The sequence below is a fragment of the Flavobacterium sp. PL002 genome (assembly GCF_054165825.1).
In genome coordinates this window covers 2,391,297-2,403,936 of the sequence record NZ_CM135110.1, presented here as the reverse complement: position 1 = coordinate 2,403,936, position 12,640 = coordinate 2,391,297, and the positions used below count along the sequence as shown (strand labels likewise).

Annotated in this window: 13 protein-coding genes; 5 read left to right on the top strand and 8 right to left on the bottom strand. The window is 33.3% G+C overall.

What is annotated here, in order from left to right; translation table 11 throughout:
* Genes ACVEGE_RS10505 through ACVEGE_RS10485 form a run of 5 tightly spaced genes read right to left on the bottom strand, consistent with a single transcriptional unit; the run spans position 1 to position 5,168 of the window.
* Positions 1-1,464 (bottom strand): UDP-N-acetylmuramoyl-L-alanyl-D-glutamate--2,6-diaminopimelate ligase, encoded by a 1,464-nt coding sequence (locus ACVEGE_RS10505; protein ID WP_192501235.1) that lies wholly within the window; start codon positions 1,462-1,464, stop codon positions 1-3.
* Positions 1,461-3,464: a penicillin-binding transpeptidase domain-containing protein gene (locus ACVEGE_RS10500; RefSeq protein ID WP_192501236.1), complete on the bottom strand. Its 2,004-nt coding sequence runs from the start codon at positions 3,462-3,464 to the stop codon at positions 1,461-1,463. Before ACVEGE_RS10500 ends, ACVEGE_RS10505 begins: the two co-directional genes overlap by 4 nt.
* Positions 3,455-3,802 carry an FtsL-like putative cell division protein gene (locus ACVEGE_RS10495; protein ID WP_173850304.1) on the bottom strand — a complete coding sequence of 116 codons (348 nt, stop codon included), beginning with the start codon at positions 3,800-3,802 and terminating at the stop codon, positions 3,455-3,457. The genes ACVEGE_RS10500 and ACVEGE_RS10495 overlap by 10 nt, the downstream gene beginning before the upstream one ends.
* 9 nt (positions 3,803-3,811) lie before the next feature.
* Positions 3,812-4,720 carry a 16S rRNA (cytosine(1402)-N(4))-methyltransferase RsmH gene (gene rsmH, locus ACVEGE_RS10490; protein WP_173850306.1) on the bottom strand — a complete coding sequence of 303 codons (909 nt, stop codon included), beginning with the start codon at positions 4,718-4,720 and terminating at the stop codon, positions 3,812-3,814.
* Positions 4,695-5,168 carry a division/cell wall cluster transcriptional repressor MraZ gene (locus tag ACVEGE_RS10485; RefSeq protein ID WP_192501237.1) on the bottom strand — a complete coding sequence of 158 codons (474 nt, stop codon included), beginning with the start codon at positions 5,166-5,168 and terminating at the stop codon, positions 4,695-4,697. Before ACVEGE_RS10485 ends, rsmH begins: the two co-directional genes overlap by 26 nt.
* 388 nt (positions 5,169-5,556) lie before the next feature.
* On the opposite strand from ACVEGE_RS10485, the gene ACVEGE_RS10480 reads away from it, so the two are divergent.
* From ACVEGE_RS10480 to ACVEGE_RS10470, 3 genes are read left to right on the top strand one after another with little or no spacing between them, the layout of a single operon-like run.
* Complete coding sequence (locus tag ACVEGE_RS10480) at positions 5,557-6,321, top strand: alpha/beta fold hydrolase (protein WP_192501238.1); 765 nt, start codon at positions 5,557-5,559, stop codon at positions 6,319-6,321.
* A gap of 40 nt (positions 6,322-6,361) precedes the next feature.
* Positions 6,362-6,982: a ribosome biogenesis GTP-binding protein YihA/YsxC gene (yihA, locus tag ACVEGE_RS10475; protein WP_173850312.1), complete on the top strand. Its 621-nt coding sequence runs from the start codon at positions 6,362-6,364 to the stop codon at positions 6,980-6,982.
* Between the two features lie 24 nt (positions 6,983-7,006).
* Entirely contained in the window at positions 7,007-7,645 is a 639-nt protein-coding gene (locus ACVEGE_RS10470) for a hypothetical protein (RefSeq protein ID WP_192501239.1), read from the top strand.
* 36 nt (positions 7,646-7,681) lie between these two features.
* Here the strand turns inward: ACVEGE_RS10470 and gldC are convergent, their stop codons facing one another.
* Positions 7,682-8,020 carry a gliding motility protein GldC gene (gene gldC / locus ACVEGE_RS10465; protein ID WP_173850316.1) on the bottom strand — a complete coding sequence of 113 codons (339 nt, stop codon included), beginning with the start codon at positions 8,018-8,020 and terminating at the stop codon, positions 7,682-7,684.
* A complete protein-coding gene (gldB, locus tag ACVEGE_RS10460) occupies positions 8,020-8,976 on the bottom strand; it encodes a gliding motility lipoprotein GldB (RefSeq protein WP_192501240.1) in 957 nt (318 codons plus the stop codon). Before gldB ends, gldC begins: the two co-directional genes overlap by 1 nt.
* A 102-nt stretch (positions 8,977-9,078) precedes the next feature.
* On the opposite strand from gldB, the gene nadE reads away from it, so the two are divergent.
* Both nadE and ACVEGE_RS10450 read left to right on the top strand, forming a co-directional pair.
* Positions 9,079-9,882 (top strand): NAD(+) synthase, encoded by an 804-nt coding sequence (gene nadE / locus ACVEGE_RS10455; RefSeq protein WP_173850321.1) that lies wholly within the window; start codon positions 9,079-9,081, stop codon positions 9,880-9,882.
* A 91-nt stretch (positions 9,883-9,973) separates the two neighbouring features.
* A complete protein-coding gene (locus ACVEGE_RS10450; protein WP_192501241.1) occupies positions 9,974-10,603 on the top strand; it encodes a response regulator transcription factor in 630 nt (209 codons plus the stop codon).
* Position 10,604: 1 nt separating this feature from the next.
* Here ACVEGE_RS10450 and dnaG read toward each other — a convergent pair whose 3' ends face one another.
* Positions 10,605-12,572: a DNA primase gene (gene dnaG / locus ACVEGE_RS10445; protein WP_192501242.1), complete on the bottom strand. Its 1,968-nt coding sequence runs from the start codon at positions 12,570-12,572 to the stop codon at positions 10,605-10,607.
* Between the last annotated feature and the right edge of the window lie 68 nt (positions 12,573-12,640).

Sequence of the window (12,640 nt, the reverse complement as noted above, 5' to 3'; positions counted from 1 at the left end):
CTATTTATGTAATTGTTCTAAGATTTCTTTTACTATTTTCATATCATCAAAATCATGACGTACGCCATTAACTTCTTGATAAGTCTCATGTCCTTTTCCAGCAATTAGAATAATATCATTAGGTTGTGCTAATTGACAAGCTGTTTTAATAGCTTGCTTCCTATCTGTGATTGCTAAGACTTTTTTATAATTTTGTGCTGCAACACCCTTTTCCATTTCGTTGATAATAGCCTCTGGATCCTCATTTCTAGGATTGTCAGATGTTAGCACCGCTTTATCACTAAGCTCTGATGCAATTTCAGCCATTATAGGACGCTTGGTTTTATCTCTATTTCCGCCACAACCTACTACAGTGATTAATTGCTCATTTTTAGTACGGATGTCGTTTATTGTTTTCAAAACGTTCTCTAACGCATCAGGCGTATGTGCATAATCAATAATTGCCGTCACATTAGTTTCTGAAACGATATATTGAAACCTTCCTGAAACACTTTCTAAATCAGATAATAAACGCAACGTTTCTAAACTATCCATTCCCAACTCAATCGCAGCACCATAAATAGCCAAAACATTGTAAGCATTGAAAGTCCCTATTAGTTTTACCCAAACTTCACTTCCATTTACTTTTAACAACAATCCTGATAATTGGTTTTCAAGAATTTGAGCTTTATAATCAGCGTATGATTTTAAAGCATAGGTGCATTTTTTTGCTACAGAATTCTGTAACATAACAGCACCATTTTTATCATCAATATTTGACAATGCAAAAGCCGACTTTGGCAAATTATCAAAAAACGATTTTTTTACATCTCTATATTCTGCGAATGTAGGATGATAGTCTAAATGATCATGAGATAGATTTGTAAAAACCCCTCCTGTAAAATGAAGTGCTTCTGTTCTTTTTTGATGAATTCCGTGAGAACTCACTTCCATAAAACAGTAGTCAACATTGTTTTCAATCATTTCGTTTAAGTAGTGATTGATTGTTATAGAATCTGGAGTAGTGTGAGTTGCCTTATACTCTTTGGTGTCAACCATAATTTTAACAGTAGACAATAAACCTACTTTAAAACCTGCTTTTTGAAACAATTGATATAATAATGACGCAATTGTAGTTTTCCCGTTTGTTCCCGTAATTCCAACTAGTTTCAATTTTTCTGATGGATTACCAAAATAATTAGCCGCTATAAAAGCCAGCGCTTTATTAGTATCCTCCACTTTTACATAAGTAACATCACTTTGCAAAGTATCAGGCAAAATATCACAAACAATTGCTTTAGCACCTAACTCTATTGCTTTTTGAATAAAATCATGTCCGTTAGAAACGGTCCCTCTTATGGCCACAAAAACATCATTTAATTCTATTTTTCGAGAATCAAAATCCATTTTATTAATTGCAATATCCGTTGAACCGTTTACTGCATCAATAGCTACTTTATATAATATGTCTTTTAGTATAATCACAATAATTCCAGTGTTATAGTTGCTTTATTCATTCTCTCTTGATCAGCCACAAGTGCTTGTGACTTTACTCTACCCATTCCTTTTGTTCTTACTGCAAAGCCTAAGTTTTCTAGTAAAGCAATTGCGTCCATTCCTGGCATTCCTTTTACATTAGGAATTCCGCTTTTCTTTTTTTGCAGATTAGCGTAGTAAGCATTATAATTGTTTTCTTGTTTCGGGATTTTATTATTCAGATTTTTTATTTCATTAGTTGATGGAACATCTGTAAAAATCTTTTGAGCGATTCGTTTAAACACTGGTCCAGCAACACCCGCTCCATAAAAATCACCCTTTGCCGTACTGGGTTTATGAACCACTACAATACATGAATATTTAGGATGATCAGCTGGAAAATACCCCACAAACGAAGAGGCGTAGTACATTTTAGTACCATCTCTTTTTCCGTAATTTACTTGAGCTGTACCCGTTTTACCGGCCATAGAGAAATCTTTAGAATACAATTTAGATGCAGTTCCTTTTTTTACTACATTAGCCAACACTGCTTTTAACTTTTTGATTGTTTGAGGAGAACAAACTCTCGGGTTGATTACTTCTTTCTCCACCTTTACAATCGTTTTATTCCATTCTTTTATTTCTGAAATAAATTGAGGCTTAATCATTACACCATTATTAGCCACGGCATTATAAAATGTTAAGGTTTGCATTGGTGTAATAGAAACTCCATAACCAAAAGCCATCCATGGGAGCGAGATATTACTCCAGTTTTTATCAGTAGGTTGTGGAATGTAAGCCCTTCCTTCTCCTTCAAAATCCATATGCAATTTCTTGTTTAGCCCCCAAGCATTAATATGATTAACAAAACGAGAAGGATTGTCTTTATAATTATTGTAAACCGCTTGAGCCATTACCGTATTTGACGATAACTCAAAACCTCTTGCTAAAGAAATTTTTCCGTATCCACCTTTATGAGAATCCTGTACCACTTTTCCTGAATACCGAATTACCCCCCCAAAGGTGTTATACACCGTACTGGTATCTGCTACTTTGTCTTCAAGAATAGCCATTAAATCTACTAGTTTAAATGTAGATCCTGGTTCATGAGATTCGGCTACAGCATAATTTGTGGTTTCATAATAAGACCCATCATTTGCCCTTCCTAGATTTGCTATAGCTTTTACTTGACCCGTTTCGGTTTCCATAACAACTACGCAACCATGATCAGCTTCATATTCTTCTAATTGTTTCAATAACGCATGATGCGCAATATCTTGAATATAAACATCGATTGTAGAAATTACATCATAACCGTCCTGAGGATCCACTTCGTTTACATCACGAATAGGTTTCCATTGTCCTTTTGCAATTTTTTGTTTTAAAATCTTACCGTCTTTTCCATTCAAGTATTTTCTATAAGCCCATTCGATTCCTTTACCGTCAGAAGTACCATTTGAAAATTTTCTTTCGTAACCAATAGTACGCTCCGCAATTTTCCCGATTGGATGTTCCCTAACCGTTTTTTGTTCCACTATAATCCCACCTTTATAAGCACCTAGTTTAAATAAAGGAAAGTTTTTAATTTTAATATAATCCGTATAACTCAAATTACGAGAAATTAAATAATACCTATTATTATTAGCACGCGCTTTACGCAGTTCGTTTTGATAATAACTACTTGGTTTCGTTAAAACAGTTGCTAATGAATCGGCCAACGCACCTACATTTTTTTCAAATGTCTCTGCTTTTGGCGCTAGAGCATCAAAACGAATTTCATAATTAGGTATTGATGTAGCCAATAAACTCCCATCAGCCGAATAAATATTACCTTTATTAGCTGGAATAACAAAATTCCTAACCGTTCTTTCCTTTGCTAATTTTCGATAATAATCACCATCAACCCATTGAATATTGGTCAACTTAACAGCAATACCAATTGCCATCAAAAAGATAGCAAAAGCAACAAGGTAGATTCGGTATGATATGTATTTATCTTCTACTGCCATATTTTTTTAAGAAAAGTCTTTTCTTCTTCTTTTTTTACTTTAATTTTTACTGGAGGAACTGATGATGGAAAAATATTTTTTTCTACCATTTTCTCTGACACTGTTGATTCTAACCTTAACTTCATTAGCTGAGAACGCCTATCAACAAACTCTGATCGCAACTCTTTTACTTCACTTGTCAACGCAGCAATTTTAAACACTTTTTGCTCATAGCGTTGTGTATTAGCAATCATAACAATAGCCAGAAGAATAATAAAAACAATAAAACGCCAGTTCTTGATCGCGTCATCATCTATAAGAAACTTTGCTTTTAATATGCCATATATTCCCGTTTTCATAACTACTAATTATTTTTTTTGGGCTATTCTTAGTTTTGCGCTACGTGCTCTATTATTTAATTTTATCTCGGCTGCATTAGGTATAATTAATTTCCCAACCGTTTTAAAAGGAACAGAAAAATTACCAAAGAAATCTTTTTCTGGCTCTCCTTCAAACATTCCATTCTTCATGAATCTTTTTACCAATCTATCTTCTAATGAATGGTAAGAGATCACGCTTAATCTTCCTTCTGGTTTCAAAATCTCTAATGATTGCTCTAAAAATTCTTTTAACACATCCATCTCTTGATTCACTTCAATACGGATTGCCTGATATATTTGAGCTAATATTTTATTCCTTACTTTCTCAGGTAAAAATTTAGCTAAAATATCCTTAAGCGCATCAGTAGTTTTAATAGGATGCACTTCTCTCGCTTCTACAATTGTTCTTGCTAAAGCAGGAGCGCTTTTTAACTCTCCGTAATCAAGAAACACCCTTTTAAGATTAACATCATCATATTCATTAACCACTTTATAAGCGTTTAAATCATTTTTTTGACTCATTCTCATGTCTAACTCAGCGTCAAACCGAGTAGAAAAACCTCTTTCAGGAACATCAAATTGATGTGATGAAACACCTAAATCACCTAATATTCCATCAACACTCTTTACACCGTTAAAGCGTAAAAAACGTTTTAAATGTCTAAAATTCTCATTTATTAATACAAAACGCTCGTCTTGTAAAGCATTTGCTAAAGCATCCTCATCTTGATCAAATGCAAACAATTTCCCGTCAGGACCTAACCTTTTTAAAATTTCTTTTGAGTGCCCCCCTCCACCGAAGGTTACATCTACATATATCCCATTAGGCTTAATTGCTAAGCCGTCAACTGATTCTTGAAGTAAAACTGGATTATGATATTCCATTGTCATCGTCATTTAAATTTCCCATTACATCTTCTGCTAAATCGGCAAAATCTACATCTTCACCGCTTATTGATTTCTCGTATAAATCTTTATCCCAGATTTCAACAATATTTACCGCCGATGAAAAAACAACATCCTTAGCAATATTTGCAAAAACCACTAAATCTTTAGGAACTAGCAACCTACCTAAAGAATCAATCTCAACCATTTTTACTCCCGCAGTAAAGCGACGAATAAAGTCATTGTTTTTCTTAACAAAGCGATTAAGTTTGTTGATTTTTTGCATCATTAAATTCCATTCTTCCATAGGATACAACTCCAAACAAGGTTGAAATACCGAACGCTTCAAGACAAATCCGTCTTGAAGTGAAAGCGCCAACTGCTTTTTAAGGGGTGCAGGTAGTAAAACCCTCCCTTTAGCATCGACCTTACATTCGTATGTTCCAACTATTGAATTCAAAAGAATAATTTATAAAATGATTTAAGCAAAAATATAAAAAATATTACCACTATTTACCACTATATCCCACTTTGTTGATAAGTTTACCCACTTTAAGCCCGAACCCCTTAATTTTTAGACAATCAGACTGTTAACTACTCTTGTAAATAGCTGTAAGAATATTCACAGCGTCCAAAAAGCCACTAAATTATCTGCAAGAATTTAACGCCAAAGTCTCATTATTTATAATCTACTACTTCCGAGAATCATTCGAAAATTCAAAAACCAACACCCATTAAAATAAAAATTGACATTAAGTAAAATTATCTTCTTAAAAAGAGTTAGCAAAAATTCATTTTAAGCTATTAAATCCTATATTTGTCAAAATTGAAAATTCGCATTTAATAACATGGAAAAGAACTATAAAAAAGAAGGTAAATACAGCTATTATGAAGCTGGAGAAGGAACGCCTATTGTAATTTTACACGGTCTGATGGGAGGACTTAGTAATTTTGACGCTGTTGCTAGTTACTTTTCTGAAAAAGGGTATAAAATAGTTATTCCAGACTTACCAATTTACACCCAGAATATCTTAAAAACCAATGTTAAAAATTTCGCTAAATACGTAAAAGATTTCATTACTTTTAAAGGATTTGATCGTGTAATACTTTTAGGAAATTCATTGGGAGGACACATTGCTTTATACCATACAAAAATGTACCCTGAAAAGGTTGCAGGATTAGTAATTACTGGTAGTTCAGGACTATACGAAAGCGCAATGGGAGATAGCTATCCTAAAAGAGGAGATTACGAATATATTAAGAAAAAAGCTGAAGATGTTTTTTATGATCCAAAAATTGCCACGCCTGAACTTATTGATGAAGTTTATGCTACAGTAAATGATCGTATAAAATTAATCAAGACACTCACAATCGCTAAAAGTGCTATTCGCCATAATATGGCAAAGGACCTTCCTAATATGAATGTAGAAACTTGTATCATCTGGGGGAAAAACGATAAAGTAACACCACCTGATGTAGCCGAAGAATTCAATAAATTATTACCGCATTCTACTTTATATTGGATAGATAAATGTGGTCATGCTGCAATGATGGAACAACCTGAGGAATTTAATCGCGCTCTTGAAGAATGGTTAATCAAATCAAAGCTATAAGCACTTTCTATAAAAAAGAAAGCCCTTAAAAAATAAAATTATGAAAATTAATACTGCCGAATTTATAATAAGCAATTCCGATGTTTCAAAATGCCCTAAGGATTTTTTGCCAGAATATGCATTTATAGGTAGATCAAACGTTGGGAAGTCATCATTAATCAATATGATAACCAACCAAAAGAAACTAGCTAAAACATCTGGTAGACCCGGGAAAACCCAGTTAATCAATCACTTTTTAATCAACAACAATTGGTTTTTAGTAGATTTACCTGGTTATGGTTACGCAAAAGTTTCTAAAAAAACTAAATCCGTTTTCCAACAGTTTATCACTGATTACTTTGAAACAAGAGAACAACTTGTTTGCGCATTTGTTTTAATTGATATTCGCCATGAAGCCCAAGCAATAGACATTGAATTCATGTCCTATATGGGAGAAAGCGAAATTCCGTTTTGTATCATATTTACAAAAGCTGATAAGATTAGTAAAGTAAAAATCGACTCGCACATTGCTTCATACAAAAAGAATATGTTTGCTAATAACTGGGCTGAGATGCCGCATTATTTTGTAACTTCAGCAACTGAATCTCTTGGTAAAGAAGAATTACTTGGTTATATTGATGAAGTAAACCAAGAAGTTTTTAAGAACAACAATCAATTCTAGCAAACTTACATTACCACACCATACATGAAGAAAACTATTATCACTATTATTAAACTATTAGTTATAATAGTTTTTTTTGCTTCATGCAAAAGTAAAACCTACTTATTGACCAATAACGATTATACAACAGGTGTAGATTTTACTAAAGGCAAATGGCTTTTAAACTATTTAGACTACCCAGCATACAAGAGCAACAAACTCAAAACTACTACTACCTCATTTTTTAACGAACAATTAAACGATCGTTACTTTTACAGAGAAACCAGTAGCGGATTATTAATTCCGCAACAGATACCTCTAAACCCCAGCAAACAAAAACTGAGAGAGTTAAAAACAGGAACTGGATTCGATTATTTCATAAACATTAATTCCAAAAAAAATAAAGATGAATTAAACGGTCTAGCGTTGTATGAGGACGAAAATTCAGAAGGGAAAAATCAAAGCGAAGTAACAATAGAGATCTACGATTTAAACTTACAAGAAATCATATACAAACAAAAAGCAATAGGCACCGATCATGCAAAACAAGAAAAATTGCCATGGGATCAAAAATCTAGAAAACTCATTGACAACATCAATTTTCATAGTAGCACCAATAAATTAATGCTTGGTTCATTAAAAAAAGTACTTAAGGATTTAAAAAATAAATCTATTAAAAACTAAAAGAGATTGCCTCTTCAGACAATCTCTTTTTATTTATTACTTAGAAGTTAATTCTAGCTTTTCAGCAAAATACTCACAAAAATCTTTCATGGTATCTGCCATTTTCTCATCACCAGTTGCTCTATGAAATGTATCTGCCATTGCCACTAATGTTTGATGAAAGAAAATCTTCATCTCATCAACCGGCATTTCTTTTGTCCACAAATCAATACGCATACTCTCTTTAGCTTTGCTATCCCAAACAGACAGCATAATCGCCTTTGCTTCTTCCAGCGCTACACCACCATCTTTAGCGGACCATAATAATTTTTCTGGTACACGGTTTTCATCTAATTCTACTAGAAACTTAATTTCTGATCTATTTTTATCCGACATTACTTTTTAGGTTTATATTTTGATTTTTCAAATATTTCTTTTGCATTTAACTCTAACAGTTGCTGCAAAGATACTTCATTGTTTTCCATATACGATCGCACAATTTGCCACCCAATCCAAGCACCTACCTGCCCTGGTGATTCATTATCTATTTCCAAGTAAAATTTAGAAAAAGGAGCTGGGCCAACAAATCTGGAAGTTAGCTTTTGGTCATCGCTATATAGCATTTGTTTTTCAATAAAATAACGCCACATATAATTCTCATTTTCCTCACACCATTTAATTTGTTCTGGAGTATAGCCTATTTTATCGGCATCACTATATTCAGGAAGCAATAAATCTTTTAAGTACAGTTCCTTTCCAGCAGTAACCATTCTTGATAAAAAGTTCTTACTAACATCAGGAGTAATTTTTCTTTTAGAAAAACTAGACACCACATCTGCCATGATTTGCTTTTCCTCAAAGTTTTGCTTAATGTAATTAGGGAACTCATAAAAACGATGCTCTTTACCTAAATACATTTCGAGAGAAACGATTACTAAACTATCTGCATAGATTGCTTTGTTAGTATAATCCATTTCCGAAATGATTGTGATTAGCTTAGGCGTCTTCGTTTTTGGAAAATAATACTTAAGATGTTGTACAAGTGCTGTTAAATCATTTTTGACTGGATCAATATCACTATACTTCTTTTGAACCTCACCATATAATTCTCTCCACTGAGAATTACTCATTTTTTCTAACCAAATTTGGTCGTCATTTCCAGCTGGAAAGAAATAAGGAAACTCTTTTTTTATTTTTTCAAGATCTTCTGGTGCTGTTTCAAAAAATATTTTATCAAAACGGGTTACCTTAATATCAACTGGAATTTCCCTAATTTCTCTTTCAATCCTATCTTTTTTACCGCAACTCACAAAAAACCAGCATAGAAGTATGCTATAAACGTATATTTTCATTTTTTTTTAATTAAATTTGCACCTGAAATACCACTCAAAAACAAAATCCTACTATTATCACCGTGCAAATATACATTGCTCGTTTTTAAAAGTTAAACTATTATGATTAAAAAAAATACTATTCAAATTGAAAGAGTAAATACTCATATTGTAAACTGGCTTAAAGATTATGCCAAAAACGCGAATGTAAATGGATTTGTTGTAGGCATCTCTGGCGGAATTGATTCTGCCGTTACCTCAACACTTTGCGCACAAACAGGTTTAAAAGTTTTATGTGTAGAAATGCCCATACACCAACATGCCAGTCATGTTAGTAGAGGGAAAGAACACATTGAACAATTAAAAAACAGATTTCCTAATGTTTCTAACACCATAGCAGACTTAACTGCTAGTTTTGAAACATTTAAAAAAGAGGTTCCCACAGAAGGTATAGACGAACACAAACTCAATCTAACTCTTGCTAACACTAGAGCTCGATTGCGTATGACTACTTTATATTATTTTGCAGGAATACACGGTCTACTGGTTGCTGGTACTGGAAACAAAGTTGAAGACTTCGGCGTAGGTTTCTACACTAAATACGGTGATGGAGGCGTTGATTTAAGCCCTATTGCCGATTTAATGAAGTCGGAAGTATTTGCTTTAGGTGCGTACCTAGAAGTTCCTGAATCAGTATTGAATGCAACTCCTTCAGATGGCTTGTTTGGAGATGAGAAATCTGATGAAGAGCAATTAGGTGCTAGTTATGATGAGTTAGAGTGGGCAATGTTACAAGATGAAAAAGGAGGATCAAATGAAGGTTTTACAGCGCGCGAGCAAGTTGTTTATTCTATCTACAAGAGATTGAACAAAGTAAACCAACACAAGATGAACCCGATACCAGTTTGCTTAATTAACATAAGTTAACAGTATTTTTACCTTGGAATATTGTATTTCACACTTTTTTTAACTAAATTTAATCAATTATTACACAGACAACTCTTAAAAAAATGAAATTATGATAAAAGTTTGTTTAGCAGATAACTTCCCTGTAGTCCATTACGGAGTAAAATCTTACTTTAAAGACAATTCAGAAATCTCCATCACTGCCAATGTAGGTAGCTTTTTAATGATCAGAGACATTCTACTTACCAAAGAAATAGACGTTTTACTTTTAGATTTAGAACTAGAAGGATTAGCAAGTATCTTTGAGGTTAAGTCTATCTTGAAAAATTTTCCCAAAACTAAAGTTATCATTTACAGTAGCCTTTCTGAACAAATTTATGCTCCTAACGCTATTAAAGCGGGTGCATCTGGATATATTCATAAAAAGGAAAAACTAGAAACCTTAGGTCAATCAATCATCAAAGTACACCAAGGAAAGATAATTATGAACGAAACCGTTAAGAAAAATTTAGCTTTAATTGCTAAACAAAGTAAAAGCGAACGTTTGTACCGTAAACTATCTAACCGTGAGGTTGAAGTACTACGTTATCTAAGTGGAGGTAAAAAAAATCACGAAATTGCTGAAATTTTAGGTCTTAACGAAAAAACGATTAGTACTTATAAATTACGTTTACTAACAAAACTAAATGTTACAAATTTAGTAGATCTTGTTAATAAAGCAAAAACGTTAGAAATCGTTTAAATTAAAATCGAGACATTACTCTACCGAGTTTTTTAGAAAAAGCTAGGGTCAAACCATTATAGTCTTGAATCATAGTCATGGGCTCAGTATTATCTGCGCCTGGTGCTATTGAGTTTTTCAATTCTTCTATAATTCTCCCTACAAGATACCATCGCATAGTTAAAATGGTTTCCGCAACGTTTTGTGCTATGGTATCGTTTTTTGATTTCGGAAAAATATTTTGACCTTCCCAGTTGTGCATAACAAGTCGCTCATCTTCCATAAGGATATCAGTGACTTCTTGTGCAAATTCGGGTTGTAAATGCATCAAATATTGTTCTAAACTAAAGGATTCATTTTGAAGGTAATAGTTTATCAAATCATTAAAAATATCCTTAAATAAAGGATTTGCTAATTCTACCTCATCTTCTTGTAGACTTAGGTAAATGCGCTGAAAAACTTTAAAATCTTTATTCTCAGTAACCATCACAATTTCTCCGTCTTCATTAGTTTTCATGAAGGTATCCTCAAATTCTTCTGTTTTATTACCGTAAAGCAATAAAATTTCAATAATTTTTCGCTCTAAGCGATAAAGTATATCTACTTTTTCAACATCGGCTGGATTTTCATTTTTTACAACTTGAAAAGCTTTTTGATCCTTTTGATATTTCTTAGTCTCTTCAACTTCGCCTTTTTGTGTTAATTGTGCCAACGTACTCACTAAAACTTGCTCAGAAATATCCATTATACGAGAACACTCCTGAACATAAATCTCACGCTGAATACGGTCTGGTATTTTAGAAATACTCACTACCATATCTCTAATAAGATCTGCTTTTTTAATAGGATCGTTCTTAGCCTCATTCATCAACATCGACGCTTTGAACTGTATAAAATCCTTAGCGTTGTTTTCTAAATAAGCAACTAAATCATCATAAGATGTTTTTTTGGCAAAACTATCGGGGTCTTCTCCATCAGGAAATGTACATACTTTGACATTCATACCTTCTTCAAGAATCAAATCAATTCCACGAATTGCGGCACGTAAACCTGCAGCATCACCGTCAAATAGCACCGTAATATTCTTCGTCAATCTGTTTACCAAACGAATTTGATCCGGAGTTAAAGCAGTTCCAGAAGACGAAACGACATTCTCAATACCCGCTTGATTAAACTGAATCACATCAGTATATCCTTCAACTAAATAACAATTATTCAATTTTGCAATGGATTGTTTCGCTTGAAAAATACCGTACAGTACTTTACTCTTATGATAAATATCACTTTCGGGTGAATTGAGGTATTTTGCGGCTTTCTTGTCATTAGTTAAAATTCGACCACCAAAACCAAGCACCCTACCTGACATACTTTGGATAGGAAACATTACCCTACTTTTAAATCGGTCAAAAGGACGGTCTTCACGAGCAATAGTTAATCCCGTACTTTCAAGGAATTCTAATTTATATCCTTTTCCAAGGGCTTCTTTAGTTAAAGCATCCCATGATTCTGGTGAATATCCTAAGCTAAATTTTTCGATTGTTTCAGCCGTAAAACCCCTTTCTTTAAAATAAGAAAGTCCAATTGCTTTACCTTCTTCTGACTTTAAAAGCGTTTTATGAAAATATTCTTTTGCAAACTCTGATACAAGATACATACTTTCACGAACATCAGTAATAGCTTTTTCGGCATCTGTTTGCTCAGTTTCTTCGATTTCGATATTGTACTTGTTAGCCAAATATCGAATAGCTTCTGGATAGGTGAAATGAGAATGCTCCATTAAAAATGCAACAGAATTTCCTCCTTTTCCAGAACTAAAATCTTTCCAAATTCCCTTTGCAGGCGACACCATAAAGGATGGTGAACGCTCATCAGAAAACGGACTCAAGCCTTTGAAATTACTACCGGCGCGTTTTAAATTAACAAAATCACCAATAACCTCCTCTACTCGAGCAGTTTCGAAAACAGTATCTATAGTCGCTTTTGAAATCAATTTATTTTGGGTAAAAGTTATAAAAAGTCAAAGTTACAAAGTTTTTAAATAGCAAAACCCTTTCGAGA